This is a genomic window from Streptomyces sp. NPDC038200 (assembly GCF_055600785.1).
This window is the reverse complement of sequence record NZ_JBVJYH010000010.1, coordinates 190,924-205,902: the sequence shown is the minus strand read 5'-3', so window position 1 is coordinate 205,902 and position 14,979 is coordinate 190,924. Positions and strand designations below refer to the sequence as shown.

15 protein-coding genes are annotated in these 14,979 nt (G+C 73.4%); 6 read left to right on the top strand and 9 right to left on the bottom strand.

Annotation, left to right across the window (positions count from 1 at the left end; all coding sequences use genetic code 11):
- Positions 1–26 precede the first annotated feature (26 nt).
- On the bottom strand, positions 27–425 hold the full coding sequence (locus ACZ7KF_RS22260) for a tautomerase family protein (protein ID WP_471077600.1): 399 nt from the start codon (positions 423–425) through the stop codon (positions 27–29).
- A 159-nt stretch (positions 426–584) separates the two neighbouring features.
- Between ACZ7KF_RS22260 and ACZ7KF_RS22255 the strand changes: the two genes are divergently transcribed.
- Both ACZ7KF_RS22255 and ACZ7KF_RS22250 read left to right on the top strand, forming a co-directional pair.
- Positions 585–2,600, top strand: coding sequence for an NADPH-dependent 2,4-dienoyl-CoA reductase (locus ACZ7KF_RS22255; protein ID WP_471077597.1), 2,016 nt, complete (start codon positions 585–587; stop codon positions 2,598–2,600).
- 84 nt (positions 2,601–2,684) lie between these two features.
- Positions 2,685–3,242 (top strand): PadR family transcriptional regulator, encoded by a 558-nt coding sequence (locus ACZ7KF_RS22250; RefSeq protein WP_471077594.1) that lies wholly within the window; start codon positions 2,685–2,687, stop codon positions 3,240–3,242.
- Between the two features lie 40 nt (positions 3,243–3,282).
- On the opposite strand, the gene ACZ7KF_RS22245 is transcribed toward ACZ7KF_RS22250, so the two are convergent.
- Complete coding sequence (locus ACZ7KF_RS22245; protein WP_471077591.1) at positions 3,283–3,846, bottom strand: hypothetical protein; 564 nt, start codon at positions 3,844–3,846, stop codon at positions 3,283–3,285.
- Between the two features lie 291 nt (positions 3,847–4,137).
- Positions 4,138–5,109 carry a fibronectin type III domain-containing protein gene (locus tag ACZ7KF_RS22240; RefSeq protein ID WP_471077588.1) on the bottom strand — a complete coding sequence of 324 codons (972 nt, stop codon included), beginning with the start codon at positions 5,107–5,109 and terminating at the stop codon, positions 4,138–4,140.
- A gap of 472 nt (positions 5,110–5,581) precedes the next feature.
- Between ACZ7KF_RS22240 and ACZ7KF_RS22235 the strand changes: the two genes are divergently transcribed.
- Positions 5,582–6,325, top strand: a complete 744-nt coding sequence (locus ACZ7KF_RS22235; RefSeq protein ID WP_471077585.1) for a glycoside hydrolase family 75 protein — start codon at positions 5,582–5,584, stop codon at positions 6,323–6,325.
- On the opposite strand, the gene ACZ7KF_RS22230 is transcribed toward ACZ7KF_RS22235, so the two are convergent.
- The 5 genes from ACZ7KF_RS22230 to kdgD form a co-directional block, all read right to left on the bottom strand.
- Positions 6,310–6,717, bottom strand: a complete 408-nt coding sequence (locus ACZ7KF_RS22230; protein ID WP_471077582.1) for a PTS-dependent dihydroxyacetone kinase phosphotransferase subunit DhaM — start codon at positions 6,715–6,717, stop codon at positions 6,310–6,312. The genes ACZ7KF_RS22235 and ACZ7KF_RS22230 overlap by 16 nt on opposite strands.
- The gene (dhaL, locus tag ACZ7KF_RS22225) at positions 6,710–7,318 is read right to left on the bottom strand and encodes a dihydroxyacetone kinase subunit DhaL (protein WP_471077579.1); all 609 of its coding nucleotides are present in this window, start codon (positions 7,316–7,318) and stop codon (positions 6,710–6,712) included. The genes ACZ7KF_RS22230 and dhaL overlap by 8 nt, the downstream gene beginning before the upstream one ends.
- Before the next feature lie 67 nt (positions 7,319–7,385).
- Positions 7,386–8,378: a dihydroxyacetone kinase subunit DhaK gene (dhaK, locus tag ACZ7KF_RS22220; RefSeq protein WP_471077576.1), complete on the bottom strand. Its 993-nt coding sequence runs from the start codon at positions 8,376–8,378 to the stop codon at positions 7,386–7,388.
- A 302-nt stretch (positions 8,379–8,680) separates the two neighbouring features.
- The gene (locus ACZ7KF_RS22215) at positions 8,681–10,030 is read right to left on the bottom strand and encodes an enolase C-terminal domain-like protein (RefSeq protein WP_471077573.1); all 1,350 of its coding nucleotides are present in this window, start codon (positions 10,028–10,030) and stop codon (positions 8,681–8,683) included.
- Positions 10,031–10,117: 87 nt separating this feature from the next.
- The gene (gene kdgD, locus ACZ7KF_RS22210; protein WP_471077570.1) at positions 10,118–11,038 is read right to left on the bottom strand and encodes a 5-dehydro-4-deoxyglucarate dehydratase; all 921 of its coding nucleotides are present in this window, start codon (positions 11,036–11,038) and stop codon (positions 10,118–10,120) included.
- 203 nt (positions 11,039–11,241) lie between these two features.
- On the opposite strand from kdgD, the gene ACZ7KF_RS22205 reads away from it, so the two are divergent.
- Together ACZ7KF_RS22205 and ACZ7KF_RS22200 are read left to right on the top strand one after the other, a co-directional pair.
- Positions 11,242–12,144 (top strand): LysR substrate-binding domain-containing protein, encoded by a 903-nt coding sequence (locus ACZ7KF_RS22205; protein ID WP_471077567.1) that lies wholly within the window; start codon positions 11,242–11,244, stop codon positions 12,142–12,144.
- Positions 12,145–12,384: 240 nt separating this feature from the next.
- Entirely contained in the window at positions 12,385–12,723 is a 339-nt protein-coding gene (locus ACZ7KF_RS22200; RefSeq protein ID WP_471077564.1) for a DUF3040 domain-containing protein, read from the top strand.
- Between the two features lie 236 nt (positions 12,724–12,959).
- Here the strand turns inward: ACZ7KF_RS22200 and ACZ7KF_RS22195 are convergent, their stop codons facing one another.
- Complete coding sequence (locus ACZ7KF_RS22195; RefSeq protein WP_471077561.1) at positions 12,960–13,523, bottom strand: hemerythrin domain-containing protein; 564 nt, start codon at positions 13,521–13,523, stop codon at positions 12,960–12,962.
- A gap of 454 nt (positions 13,524–13,977) precedes the next feature.
- Here ACZ7KF_RS22195 and ACZ7KF_RS22190 point away from each other — a divergent pair, with 454 nt between their 5' ends.
- Complete coding sequence (locus tag ACZ7KF_RS22190) at positions 13,978–14,973, top strand: NAD-dependent epimerase/dehydratase family protein (protein WP_471077558.1); 996 nt, start codon at positions 13,978–13,980, stop codon at positions 14,971–14,973.
- Positions 14,974–14,979 lie beyond the last annotated feature (6 nt).

Genomic DNA, 14,979 nt, shown 5'->3' with positions numbered 1-14,979 from the left:
ACCCCTGAGGTGGCGCCCCGGCCGGCTCAGCCGTCGGCCGGGGCGTACTGCGCCAGACCGTGGCCGAAGGACCAGTCGGCGGAGCCGTTCTCGGTCAGGGTGACGAACACGTTGCGCGGCTCGGTGCCCGTGCGCTCGTGGACCAGCTCGGCGATCCGCCGGTACATCGCCCGCTTGCGGTCCGCGTCGCGCCCGGCGCGCAGGGTGATCGCGACGAACACCAGCGAGTCGTCCCGGTCCACCCCCGGATGCGGATGGTCGCCGTAGCGCAGGGTGCCGGTGACGCCGTCGTGACCGGTCAGGACCTGGAAGCGGTCCCCGGGCGGGATGTCCAGCGTCTCCACCAGGGCGTCCTGGACGGCCTGGCCCAGTGCGTCGAGGCGGGCGGGGTCGGTACCGAGCGTGTCGATGCGGACGAAGGGCATGGCTGAGTCCTCTCGGAGGGCGGACAGGTCACCGGCGATTGTACATACCAGTAGGTACAGAGTGGCTGGAGTCACCCCTCCGCGATTGTGCAACTAGTTGCAAAAGGCGTCGGGCTTCCTCTACAACAAGAAGCGACGACACCGCGCACGGAGGGCCCCATGAGCCGTTACCCGCACTTGACGACCCCGCTCGACCTGGGCTTCACCACGCTGCCCAACCGCGTGCTCATGGGGTCGATGCACGTCGGCCTGGAGGAGGCCGAGCGTGGCTTCGAGCGGATGGCGGCGTTCTACGCGGCCCGCGCACGCGGGGGAGTGGGACTCATCGTCACCGGCGGCATCGCCCCGAACGAGGAGGGGCGGCCGTACGAGGGCGGAGCCAAGCTCACCACCGAGGCGGAGGCCGAGCAGCACCGGGAGATCACGGACGCCGTGCACCGCGAAGGCGGCCGGATCGCGATGCAGATCCTCCACTTCGGCCGGTACGCCTACCACCAGGACCTCGTCGCGCCGAGCCCGCTCCAGGCGCCGATCAGCCCCTTCGTCCCCCGTGAGCTGACCGACGACGACGTCGAGCGCACCGTCGAGGACTACGCCCGCGCCGCCCGTCTGGCGCGGCAGGCCGGTTACGACGGCGTCGAGATCATGGGCTCCGAGGGCTACCTGATCAACGAGTTCATCGCCGCCGGGACCAACCGGCGCACGGACCGCTGGGGCGGCTCGTACGAGAACCGGATGCGCTTCCCCGTCGAGATCGTCAAGCGGGTGCGCGAAGCCGTCGGCGAGGACTTCATCATCATCTACCGGCTGTCGATGCTGGACCTGGTCCCGGGCGGCTCCTCGCTCGACGAGGTGATCACCCTCGGCAAGGCCGTCGAGGCCGCCGGTGCCACGCTCATCAACACCGGCATCGGCTGGCACGAGGCCCGCATCCCCACCATCGCCACCTCCGTGCCGCGCGGCGCCTACACCTGGGTCACCAAGAAGCTCATGGGCGAGGTCTCCGTGCCCCTGGTGACCACCAACCGCATCAACACGCCGGAACTCGCCGAGGAGTTGCTCGCCGGCGGCTACGCGGACATGGTCTCCATGGCCCGCCCGATGCTCGCCGACCCCGACTTCGTCGCCAAGGCCGCCGCCGGGACCCCCGAGGCCATCAACACCTGCATCGGCTGCAACCAGGCCTGCCTCGACCACACCTTCAGCGGCCGGATCACCTCCTGCCTGGTCAACCCGCGCGCCTGCCACGAGACCGAGCTGGTGCTGTCCCCGACCCGGCTCACGAAGCGCGTCGCCGTCGTCGGCGCCGGTCCGGCCGGTCTCTCCTGCGCGGTCTCCGCCGCCGAGCGCGGCCACGCCGTCACCCTGTTCGACGCGGCCGCCGAGATCGGCGGACAGCTCAACGTCGCCCGCAAGGTCCCGGGCAAGCAGGAGTTCGACGAGACGCTGCGCTACTTCCGGCACCAGCTCGACGCACACGGCGTCGACGTACGCCTGGACACCTGGGTGACCGCCGCCGACCTGGCCGACTACGACGAGGTCGTCGTCGCCACCGGCGTCACCCCGCGCACCCCCGACATCCCCGGCGTCGACCACCCCCGTGTCCTCGGCTACCTCGACGTGCTGCGCGACGGCGCCCCCGTCGGCGACCGCGTCGCCATCCTGGGCGCCGGCGGCATCGGCTTCGACGTCGCCGAGTTCCTCACCGACGGCGGCGACAAGGCGAGCGAGGACGCGCAGACGTACTTCCGGCTGTGGGGCGTCGACATGGACTATCGGGCGCCCGGCGGCCTCGCCGCCCCGCAGCGGCCCGCCCCGCCCCGCCAGGTCCACCTGCTCCAGCGCAAGACCACCAAGGTCGGCGCCGGACTCGGCAAGACGACCGGCTGGATCCACCGCACCGAGCTGAAGCACCGCGGCGTCACCATGGTGCCGGGCGTGCGCTACGACCGGATCGACGACGCCGGCCTGCACATCACCGTCGGCGAGGAGAGCACGGTCCTGGAGGTGGACACGGTGGTGCTCTGCACCGGCCAGGAACCGCGCCGCGACCTGTACGAGGAGCTGATCGCCGCCGGGCGCAGCGCCCATCTGATCGGCGGCGCGGACGTCGCGGCCGAACTGGACGCCAAGCGGGCGATCAAGCAGGGCACGGAGGTGGCGGCGGCGCTGTAGCGGCCGGAGCCCGCCTCGGGGGGCCGGCGACCCACCTCCCGGACGGACCCGCCCGCCGGACGAGCCCGTCCCTAGGATGAGCACATGTCACTCCCGCACGCGATCCTCACCGCCCTGCTGGAAAAGCCGTCGTCGGGGCTGGAGCTGACCCGTCGGTTCGACAAGTCGATCGGCTACTTCTGGTCCGCGACGCACCAGCAGATCTATCGCGAGCTGGGGAAGCTGGAGGCCGAGGGGTTCATCCGCACCCTGCCGGCCGAGCAGCCGGCCCGCGGCCAGAAGAAGAGCTACGAGGTCCTGCCCGCGGGCCGCGCCGAACTGGCCCGCTGGGCCGCCGCCGCGCAGGACCCCAAGCCCCAGCGGGATCCGCTCCTGCTGCGGCTGCGCGCGGCGGCCGTGGTCGGCACGGGCGGCCTGGAGGCCGATCTGCGGCGCCATCTGGAGCTGCACCGGCGGCAGCTGACCACGTACCAGGAGATCGAGAAGCGCGACTTCCCGCCGGACCGGGACGCCCCGCAGGACCGGCTGCGCCACCTGGTCCTGCGGGCGGGGATCGATCTGGAGACGTTCTGGACGCAGTGGCTCACCCGTGCCGTGGCGGAGTTCGCCGAGCTGCCCGACGAGGTCGGGGAGCAGAGCTGACGCCTCGGCCGGCCAGGTGCCCCCGGGCCGGCACGGCCGCTCACAGCCGGTACGGCTTCGAGCGGCGGCGCAGCACCCAGCCCGTGGCGACGACCCCGGCACCGACCAGGGCCGCGCCGACGCCCAGCGTCAGGGGGCCGTAGTCGCGGGCGGCGCCGCCGAGGCCGCCCATCACACCCCGGGACGGTGCCGGGCTGGAGGTGGCCGAGATCGTCGGCCTCTTGGACGCCGGGGTCGTCGGGGTCGTGGATCCCGAGACGATCACCGACTGGCTGCCGGCGGTACTGCCGCTGGAGCAGACCACCACCACCGTGTACGTCCCCGGGTTGACTCCCGTCCAGGCCGCGGACTGGCTGACGGTCGTGCCGGCCAGGGTCACCTGGCGGCCCTGGGCGAAGCTTGCCTGCTGGCTGGTGAGGAGCGCCGCGGTTCCCCAGCTGCCGTTGATCTGGGTGCAGGCGCTGGTGACGACCGAGACCGTGGAGCCGGTGGTGCTGACCGAGATGCCCGAGGCCGCGGCGGACGGCCCGGCGAGCGCGGCCGGGAGCACGGCGGCGGCCGCCAGGGTCGGGCCGGAGCGGAGCAGAAGTCGCGAGTTGAGCATGGGCTTGGCCTCCGGCGGCACGGTTGGCGGTACGTCCCATGCGCCGCCGAGGTCGGGAAGCGTCCGTGCTGCCTCCACCGCAGCCAACGCCGCCTCCGGCCCGCCCGCACGCGGGACAGGTCCGGTCAGGTGACGTGTTCCTCCGTCCGGCGCAGCGGGCCCCGCGGCCCCCGGACCGGGGCGCCCCACGTGGAGGGGCGGGCCGGCGTACGGGCGGGCCGGCCCGGGCACGGCCGTCGGCCGGGGCGCGCCCGCCTGTGGGGGCGGCGGGCACGGTACGACCGTCAGCCGTCAGCCGTCAGTGGTCACCGTCCGCTCCGCCGAGTAGCCGCCCCAGGTGCCGTCCGGCAGTCGCGCCCGCAGCCGTACCCGGTGCTCCTCGCCGGCGGCGGTGCCCGCGTAGAAGCTGTGGTGCGCCCGGCCGCGCGGTGGGGTGCCGCCCCAGACGAGCGAGGTGGCCGCGGTACCGTCGAGCTGGATCTGGTACTCGGTGATCACGCCGTCCGTGCGCGGCGGGTCCCAGGCCAGGTCGATGTAGTAGGCCCCGCCGGAGCGATGGGTGGCGGCGGTGAACCCGACGGGTGCGGTGCTGCGGCCGTCGTCGCTGCCCGGCGTGGTGAGGCGGACCGGCGCGCCGGCGGGGGAGAGGTTGTCGGCGGCGTCCCGGGCCCGCACGGTGAAGACGTAACGGCTGCCGGGGCGCAGGCCGGTGACGACGGTGGCGGTCTGGTTCCCGCCGACACTGTGGATCTTCACGCCGCCCTGGTAGACGTCGTACGACAGCACACCCCGGTCGTCCCGGGACGCGCCCCAGGACAGCTGGACCGCGCGGCTGCCCACGGCCCGCCCGGTGGCCTCCGGCGGCCGGGTCGGTGCCTCGCGGTCCGCCGCCTCGACGGCCGGCGTCCGGGCCCGCACCACCCGGCTCGGCGGCCCCAGCCGGCCCGCGCTGTCCCGGGCCCGCACGGTGAAGGCGTACGGGGTGGACGGCCTGAGCCTGGTGACGTCCACCATGTGTTGCCCACCCGGCACTTCGGCGACTTTGGTGGGGCCGCGATAGACCTCGTAGGACCGGACCCCGGCCCCCTCCGGCGCCGCGTTCCACATCACGTGCACGCTGGTGGCACTGCCCGCCGCGGCGGTGATCCCGGCCGGCGCGCCCGGCACACGGCCCTCGCCGCCGTCGTCGGCCCGGCTCCAGCCGCAGGACGCCACCAGCAGCAGCGCCCCGCAGACCAGCACGGGCGGAACGGGAACGCGCACGGCTCTGCCTCCCCCCGAACGGCCTCGGCGTCACGTAAAGGTCCGGACCAATATGGCCCGGCCGGTGCGGTCACAGCAAGGGGGCCGTGTTGGTGACCATCCCCGGAAGTTACGTATGCTGAAGCTCCCTACGGCTGAACTGCGCGAGAGGGAAGGCCAGTTCATGCCTGTGGCGCGGACACGCTGTCGTCGCCGATCCCGCGCCGGCGCGGGTGGCCGGGGGGTCCGGTCCGGTACTCGGTCCCGGATCCCCGGCCCCTGTTGTCCCCGCCGTCGCCCCCGCCCGCGTCGACCCGCCGTCGCCCCCGCCCGCGTCGCCCCGCCCGCGTCGACCCGCCGTCGCTGTCCCCTCACGGGGTGTCAGGTGTGTGCTCCATCCGGCCCTTTCGTGGTGGCTCCCGCGGTCGCGGGCCCCGGCCCACCGCACAGTGGGCGGGATGTCCGCCTTGTCCCCGACGAGAGGTCCCTCATCGTGCGTGTCCCGTCGCTGACGCTCGCCGCGGCCGGCGCCGCTCTGCTCGCCCCGGCAGCGCTGCCCGAACCGGCCACCGCAGCCCAGCCCACCGAACGGCGGCCCGTGGCCCACGGCGAGGGTGCGGTCACCGCCGCCGACCTGCTGACCCGGGTCGGCCGATGCGCCAAGCTCTCCCACAGTCGGTACCGCACCGACGCCGACAGTCCCGCGACCGTCCGCGTCTGCGGCACCCGGGACGCCGTCTTCTGGAAGGCCGACCTGGACATCGACTGCGACGGCCGGCCCAGTTCCCGCTGCAACCGCCGCACCGACCCGCTGTTCACCACCGCCACCGCCTTCCAGGCGTCGGACGGACGTCAGCTGAACGCCGCGACTCTGCCCTACATCGTGGTCCCGGCGCCGAGCCGCCGCTGGAACTTCCACGCGCACGGCGTACGAGGAGGCTCCGTGGCCGCCGTGATCTACCGCGACCGGGTGCAGTACGCGGTCGTCGGCGACACCGGCCCGCGCGACATCATCGGCGAGGCCTCCTACGCCACCGCCCGCGGCCTCGGTGTCCGGGCCGACCCGCGCGACGGCGGGGTGCCCTCCGGCGTGACCTACATCGTCTTCCGGGACTCCCGCGTCAGCCACCTGGAGAACCACGCGGCGGCGGTGAAGAAGGGGGAGTGGCTGGCCAGACGCTTCGTCGAGAAGAACCGGCCGGCCCCGACCGGGAAACCCCGTCACGCCTTGCGATAGCTGTACGCCTCCGCCGCCGCTGCCTCCACCGCGTCCAGGTCGGCACCCGCGGCGGCGGTGACCACCGCGGCCACCGCGCCCTCCACGAACGGAGCGTCCACCAGGCGCGCGCCGTCCGGCAGTTCGTCGTCGGCGAGCAGCGCCTTCACCGTGAGCACCGCGCTGCCCAGATCGGTGAGCACCGCCACCCCCGCCCCACGGTCCACCGAGGCCGCCGCCGCGGAGATCAGCTCCGCGCTGGTGCCGAGCCCGCCGCCCTCGGTGCCGCCCGCCGCGGCCACCGGCACCGCGCTCGCCCCGCCCGCCAGGCCCTTCGCCAGCTCCCCGACCGAGGCGGCCACCTCCGCGCTGTGCGACACCAGCACGATCCCGACCAGCTTCTCGTCACTCACCGTTCGCCTCCGCCGTGTCGGCCAGCGCCGCGATCAGCAGCGCCGACGAGGTCGCCCCCGGGTCCTGGTGGCCGATGCTGCGCTCGCCCAGATAGCTCGCCCGGCCCTTGCGGGCCTGCAGCGGCGTGGTGGCGAGCGCGCCCTCCTCCGCGGCGGCCCGCGCGGCGGCGAACCCGGACGCCAGCGCGTCCACGGCCGGCAGCAGCGCGTCGATCATGGTCTTGTCGCCGGGCGCGGCCCCGCCGAGCGCCATCACCCCCTCCACGCCCGCGCGCAACGCCGTGGCCAGCTGCTCCTCGCCGACCTCGGCGGCATCGCCGAGCGCCTTGCCCGCCCGGCGCAGCAGGGTGCCGTACAGCGGCCCGGAGGCCCCCCCGACCGTCGAGATCAACTGCCGCCCGGCCAGGGTCAGGACGCCGCCCGGGGTGTCCGGCGCCTCCTTCTCCAGGGTGGCCGTCACGGCCCTGAACCCGCGCTGCATGTTGCTGCCGTGGTCGGCGTCCCCGATGGCCGAGTCGAGGGCGGTGAGCCGCTCCGCCTCGCGGTCGACGGACGCGGCGGCCGCCGTCATCCAACGGTGGAAGAAGTCGGCGTCGAGCACTGGATCTCCTCGCGTGGTAGGGCTGTCGGCCGTGCGGCCGGATCGTTGGCCGGCTGCTTCCGCCGTGTCACATTCCCCAGCGCAGCGCCGGGGTCTTCACCGGCGCGTCCCACAGCCGCAGCAGCTCCTCGTCGGCCTGGCACACCGTCACCGAGGCGCCCGCCATGTCCAGGGAGGTGACGTAGTTGCCGACGAGGGTGCGGGCCACGGCCACACCGCGTTCGCGCAGCACCCGCTGCACCTCGGCGTGGAAGCCGTACAGCTCCAGCAGCGGGGTCGCGCCCATGCCGTTGACCAGCACCAGCACCGGGCTGCGCGGCGGCATGTCCTCCAGGACGGCGTTGACCGCGAAGTCGGCGATCTCCCCGGAGGTCATCATCGGCCGCCGCTCCCGGCCCGGCTCGCCGTGGATGCCGATACCCAACTCCAGCTCGCCGTCCGGCAGATCGAAGGTCGGGCTGCCCTTCGCCGGGGTCGTACAGGCGCTGAGGGCCACGCCGAAGCTGCGGGAGTTCTCGTCGACCTGCCGGCCGATGGCCTGCACCCGCTCCAGCGGCTGCCCCTCGGCCGCGGCGGCACCCGCGATCTTCTCCACGAAGAGCGTCGCGCCGGTGCCCCGTCGCCCGGCCGTGTAGAGGCTGTCGGTGACCGCCACGTCGTCGTCGACGAGCACCTTGGCGACCCGGATGCCCTCGTCCTCGGCCAGCTCGGCCGCCATGTCGAAGTTCAGCACGTCACCGGTGTAGTTCTTCACGATGAACAGCACACCGGCCCCGCTGTCCACGGCCGCCGCCGCACGCACCATCTGATCGGGCACCGGCGAGGTGAACACCTCTCCGGGGCACGCGGCGGAGAGCATGCCCGGCCCGACGAACCCGCCGTGCAGCGGCTCGTGCCCGGAACCGCCGCCCGACACGAGCGCGACCTGCCCCGCCACCGGGGCGTCCCGGCGGACGATCACCCGGTTCTCCACGTCCACGTTCAGGTCGGGATACGCGGCCGCCATACCGCGCAGCGCGTCCGCCACGACGGTCTCCGGCACGTTGATCAGCATTTTCATGCCTGTCTCCTAGGAAGCTCAGCGGCAGGTGGACGGAGCCTTGTTCCTCAGTATCGACCTTGAGGCAGCGAAGGTCATGTGCGCCGCAGCTTCTCCTCCGGGGCCGCCGGCGGCCGGGCCGCGGCGGGGATCCGACGGCCCCGGCCCGTGGTGACGCAGGGTGTGTGGACGGGGTCGCGGCGGTGACGTGACGTGGTGCGCCGCCGGGCCAGGTCCCGGGCCGCGTGCCGGACATCCGGTCGCCGTCGCCGTCGTCGCCGGCGCCGGTCCCCGGGAGAACGGGAGACGGGAGACGGGAGGTGTCAGCGCACCAGCGCCGGGCGCTTCGGGTCGAACTCCCAGTCCGGGATCAGGAACCGCATGGCGGCCGCGTCGTCACGGCCCCCGAGAGCCAGCTCCCGGTAGCGCTCGTGCGCCGCCTCGACCTGATCCATGTCCAACTCGATCCCCAGACCCGGGCGTTCCGGCAGCGCCACGGCACCGTCGCGGATGACCGGCGGCTCACGGGTCAGACGCTGGCCGTCCTGCCAGATCCAGTGCGTGTCGATCGCGGTGATGTCACCGGGCGCGGCGGCGGCGACCTGCGTGAACATCGCCAGCGACACGTCGAAGTGGTTGTTGGAGTGCGAACCCCAGGTCAGCCCCCAGGCATCGCACAACTGGGCGACGCGCACGGATCCGTTCATGGTCCAGAAGTGCGGGTCGGCCAGCGGGATGTCGACCGCGTCCGCCTTGACGGCGTGACCGAGCTGCCGCCAGTCGGTGGCGATCATGTTCGTGGCGGTCCGCAGTCCGGTGGCGCGCCGGAACTCCGCCATCGTCTCGCGCCCGGAGAAGCCGCCCTCCGCACCGCAGGGATCCTCGGCGTAGGCGAGGACGTCCCGCAGCGAGCGGCCGATCGCGACGGCGTCGGCGAGCAGCCAGCCACCGTTCGGGTCGAGCGTGATCCGGGCCTGCGGGAAGCGCTCGGCGAGCGCGGTGACCGCCTCGGCCTCGGCCCGCCCGTCGAGGACGCCGCCCTTCAGCTTGAAATCCTGGAACCCGTACCGTTCCTGGGCCGCCTCGGCCAGCGCCACGATCGCGTCCGGTGTGAGTGCCTCCTCGTTGCGCAGCCGCAGCCAGGCGTCCTCCGCGCCCGGCTCCTCACGGTACGGCAGATCCGTGCGGCGGCGGTCGGCGACGTAGAAGAGATAGCCGAGGACGGGGACAGTGGTGCGCTGCACGCCCTCACCGAGCAGCGCGGCGACCGGCACACCGAGGTACTGGCCGAGCAGGTCCAGCAGCGCCGACTCGACGGCGGTCACCACGTGGACGGTGATCCGCAAGTCGAAGGTCTGCGGTCCGCGGCCGGCCGCGTCGCGGTCGCCGAACCGCTCGCGCACGGCCCGCAGGACCGCCTGTACATCGCCGACGGGGCGGCCGACGACCAGGTCGCGGGCCTCCTCCAGGGTGCGGCGGATGCCCTCGCCGCCGGGCACCTCGCCGACACCGGTGCGGCCGTCGGAGTCGGTGAGGATCACCAGGTTCCGGGTGAAGTACGGGCCGTGCGCGCCGCTGAGATTGAGCAGCATGCTGTCCTGGCCCGCGACCGGGACGACCCGCATCGAGGCGAGGACGGGGGTGGCGGCGGCGCGGAGTGCCGTGGCGCTCATGGGTCGGGCCCTTCCTGTGCGGCCGGCGGGAGAACGTGCCGGCATGAGAGGGATGTGCCGCGCGGCGGGCGGCGGCCTTGCCTGAGGTCAGCCGCCGATGCCCGAGACGAGGTCGGCGAGAGCGTCCAGCTCGTCCGGTTCGAGATCCGTCAGCGGCGGACGGACCGGGCCCGCGGGCCGGCCGGTCGCGGTCAGCCCCGCCTTGACGATGCTCACGGCATAGCCGCTCCTGCGGTCGCGGATCTCCGTGTACGGCAGGACGAACTCCTTCAGCATGCGCACGACGTCCGCGTGCCGGCGCGCGCGCACGGCCTCGTAGAAGCCGAGGGCGAATTCGGGGACGAAGTTGAACAGGGCCGAGGAGTACGTGGTGACGCCGAGTTCGAGGTACGGCAGCGCGTAGGTCTCGGCGGTCGGCAGACCGCCCACGTAGGTGAGCCGGTCGCCGACGCTCGCGTACAGGCGGGTCATCGCGTCGAGGTCGCCGGTGCCGTCCTTGAAGCCGATCAGGTTGGGGCAGCGCTCGGCGAGACGGGCGACGGTGTCGGCGTGGTACACGGCGTTGGCCCGGCTGTAGACGATCACGCCGAGCGAAGTGGCCCGGCACACCGCCTCGACATGCGCCGCGAGTCCGTCCTGGGATGCCTCGGTGAGATAGGGCGGGAAGAGCAGGACGCCGTCGGCGCCGACTCGCTCGGCGGCTTCGGCCAGGGCGACGGCGGTGGCCGTGCCGTAACCGGCGGGGGCCACGATCGGTGTGCCCTCGGGGGCCGCGTCCGCCGCCGCGGCGACCACGCGCTCCACCTCCGGCAGCGTCAGCGAGAAGAACTCGCCGGTGCCGCCCGCCGCGAACAGCCCCGCCACCTCGTAGGCGCCCAGGTGTGCGATGTGCGCACGGTAGGCGTCCTCGTCGAAGGCGTGGTCCCCGGCGCGGAAGTGGGTCACGGGGAAGGACAGCAGTCCGGAACCGATGCGGCGGCCCAGCTCGGCGGGTGAACAGGCGGTCATGGCGAGGGCGCTCCCGAGAGGACGAGGCGGCGGAGGTGCCGGCGCCGGTCGCCGTCCTCGTACGACCGGCGTCACTTGTCCCCCGCGACGCTAGGAGGAGACACTCATGCACGTCCAACACCGATTCCGCATGCCGTGATGCGTTCCGCGCATCGGGGAGCCGCCGCGTCCGATCCGGCGGGCCGAGAGGGAGGTATCTCCGCGTGTTCTCGCTCGACCAGCTCGCCGGCTTCGTCGCGGTGGCCGAGGAGGGTCACTTCGGCCGGGCGGCGGCCCGCCTCAACATGACCCAGCCGCCGCTCAGCCGCCGCGTCCAGGCGCTGGAGCAGCAGATCGGCGTGCAGCTGCTCGACCGCTCGCAGCGCGGGGTGCGCCTGACCGCGGCGGGCCACAGCCTGCTCGCCGACGCACGCCGCATCCTCCAGCTGTCCGAGCGCTCGGTGCACTCGGCCCGGCGTGCGATGGCCGGGGAGACCGGCACGATCACCTTCGGCTTCACCGCCAGCTCCGGTTACGTCCACCTGGAGACGGTGCTCGCCACGGCGCGCGCCCGGCTGCCCCGGGTCGATCTGGTGCTGCGGGAGATGGTCACCTCGGCCCAGCGTGCCGCGCTGCTCGCCGGTGACCTCGACGTCGGCCTGGTCCGGCCGCCCGTGGACTCCCCGGAGTTGTCCCAACTGCCCTTCGCCCGAGAGCCGTTGGTGGCCGCACTGCCGACCGGGCATCCGCTTGCCACGCGGGCCGCCGCGCCCGATGTCAAGGACCTCGACGGAGTGCCGTTCCTGATGTACGACCCGGACGAGGCGTGGTATTTCCACGATCTCCTCGGGCGGCTGTTCCAGCGCGCGGACGTCACTCCGGTCTACGTCCAGCACGCCAGCCAGGTGCACACGCTGCTCGCCCTGGTCGGCGCGGGCCTCGGCGTCTGCCTGGTGCCCGAGGCGGCCCGGCGGCTGCACGCGGACGGGGTGGTGTTCCGGCCGGTGACCGGCATGGACGACACCCGGGCCGAACTTCGTCTGGCCTGGTGCTCGGATCACGAGGGGCCGGCGCTCACGGCCCTGGTGACGGCTCTGCGCGAGCGACGGGAACCGGCCACCCGGTGACCCCTGCCGTCGTAGCCGCTCGGCGAGCAGGCCACCCGGTGAAACCACCGCCGACCCGGCCCGCTCCGCGAGCCGGTCACCCGGTTACCACCGCCGACCGGGTGGAGTTCTCACCCGCGGTTCGGCAGGCACTCCGCACCGGTCCGCCAGAGGCCGGCGGGACCGCATCGGCCGGTCCGTCCGGGGAACCCGGTGGCCGGAACCCGGTGGTCGCCGACCGCAGGAGGAGGTGCCGTCGCCGTGAACGACTGGGAGATGTGGGAGATGCCCGACGAGGCCGGGTTGTCACCGCGCGAGCGGCTCGCGCTGTTGCGGATCGAGGCGGATCTCCGGCAGGACCGGAGGTTCGTACGCCGCATGGGCGCGGTACGGCACGGGGTCTGGCTGCCGGTGTCGGTGCTGCTGCTGGCGGTCGCGTCGGTGTTCGTCGCCGTCATGGGCATCCGCACCTCCGACCCCGCGCTGGTGTGGTGCTTCGTGCTGGTGTGGCCGCTGACCCTCTTCCAGGCCTTCCGGCTGCTGTGCCGAGCGGCCCGCTCCCGACCGCGCCCCGGCTCCGGCCTCACCCCGTGGCTCTGACGCGGACCCGGACCGCCGGCCCGGCGACGGGGGGAAGCGGACCGCGGGACGAGGGCCGAGGGGAGCCGATCGCCGAACGAGCGCCGGATCGCCGAACGAGGGCCGAGGGGAGCCGATCGGCGGACGAAGGCCGGGGGCCGTACCGGTCCGCCGGGCTCGGCTCCGCCCGCCCAGACGCCGGGCTCGGCTCCGCCCGCCCGGGTCGGCCGGCCCCCGGCCCCCGGCCCCCGCGCTCCTCAGCCCTGCTTGCCCCGGCCGGACAGCGCGTCGCGCATCCGGTCGACCAGGCCGGTGCCCGGTGCCAGCAGCTTGTTGGCCGGGGGAGTGTCCGGTGCCGAGGGGTGCGGGCGGGTGGGGGCCGTCTTCTTCGCCCGGCGGACCTTGTCCCCGAGGTCCATCAGCGCCTCCGGGGGACAGGCCTCCTCCAGCCGCGGGAAGAGGTTCTGCTCCTCGTCGGCCACATGCGACCGGATCTCGCTCATCAGCTGGGTCATGAGCACGTCGAACTGCGGATCGTCCGCCTCGCAGCCCTCCAGATCCTTCATGATCCGTTCGGCCTTGGAGTGGTCCTCGATCTCCTTGTCGGCCAGGGCGTCACCGCCGGCCAGATGCTCGCGCACCGCCGGGTACAGATAGGCCTCCTCGGCGACCGAGTGACGAACCAGCTCGATCGTGGCCTGGTCGCAGAGGTTCTTGCGTTCCTGGGAGCCGGGCGGCAGCGCCTCGATGCGGCCGAAGATCTCCTCGACCTCACGGTGGTCGGTGGTCAGCTCCTGGATGACGTTTCCGCCGTGACCCATTGTCTCTACCTCCTGCGTGAAGCGCGGCGGCCCGGGAACGGCCGGCCGTCGCCGCGCCGAGTGCCCCGGGCACGGCGCGCTACACGGCCCGCCGCGGCTGCCGGCACATCCCGTGCAGGAACGTGTCCAGCGTGGTATGCGAGGCCGCGGAGTCGCGCGCGGACCCATGAGTCCGGAGAATAAGAGTCCAACGTGTGAACCCAACTGGCAGGGGAACTCAGCTGCCCGTGTCGTCCAGCAAGCGGCGACCGAACAGAGCGGTCCCACGGATCCGCGGGACCCATGCCCTGTCCCCTTCCAGCTTCTTCACCCCACTTCCTGCCCGACGGGCCGGTCATGCCGGGCCCGAGGGACGGAACACGCGCCGATCGCCTGCGCAGAGCCCTCCAGGGACGCGCACGACCCATGCCAGGGCGCGGTCGGCGCGGTCGAAGGACGACGAAGGAAAGCCTCCATGACTGGTGACACACCGTTTTCCTGGCGGCGCGCCCTCGTGACCGGCGGCGCCGGTTTCCTCGGTTCCCATCTGTGCGAGCGGCTGCTGGATTCGGGAGTCGAAGCCGACTGTGCCGACAACCTGGCCTGCGGGCGGCGCGAGAACATCGCCCACCTGGAGGACCGGCCCGGCTTCCGGTACACCCACTGCGACGTCTCCGCCGCGAACTGCCCCGAGCTGCTGCCCGGCCCGTACGACCTGGTCCTGCACTTCGCCTGCCCGGCCTCGCCCACCGACTATCTGCGCATGCCGCTGGAAACGCTCGACGTGGGCAGCCTCGGTACCCGCAACGCCCTCGCGATCGCCGAACGCGACGGAGCCCGCCTGCTGCTCGCCTCCACTTCGGAGGTGTACGGCGACCCGCAGGTGCACCCGCAGCACGAGGGCTACTGGGGCAACGTGAACCCGGTCGGCCCGCGCAGCGTGTACGACGAGTCCAAACGGTTCGGCGAGGCCCTGGTCACCGCGCACGCCGGCACCCGCGGGACGAACGCCGGGATAGTGCGGCTGTTCAACACCTACGGCCCGCGGATGCGTGCCCACGACGGCCGCGCCGTGCCCACCTTCATCTGCCAGGCCCTGGCCGGCGAACCGGTCACGGTGACCGGCGACGGCAGCCAGACCCGCTCGCTGTGCTACGTCGACGACACCGTCGACGGCATCCTGCGGGTGGCCGCGAGCAGGTCCGTGCGGCCGGTGAACATCGGCGGCAGCGACGAGATCACCGTCGCCGACCTGGCCCGCAGGGTGGTCGCCCTCACCGGTTCGCGGTCCCCGATCGCGTTCATCGACCGGCCCGTGGACGACCCCGGCCGGCGCCGCCCCGACACCACCCTCGCGCGCGAACTGCTCGGCTGGTCGCCGCAGGTCCCCTGGGAAGAGGGCCTGAAGCAGACCATCGCCTACTTCGCGTCCCGGCCCTGGGACGGCGATCCGGCCCCGCCGCAGTCCTGACCAGCC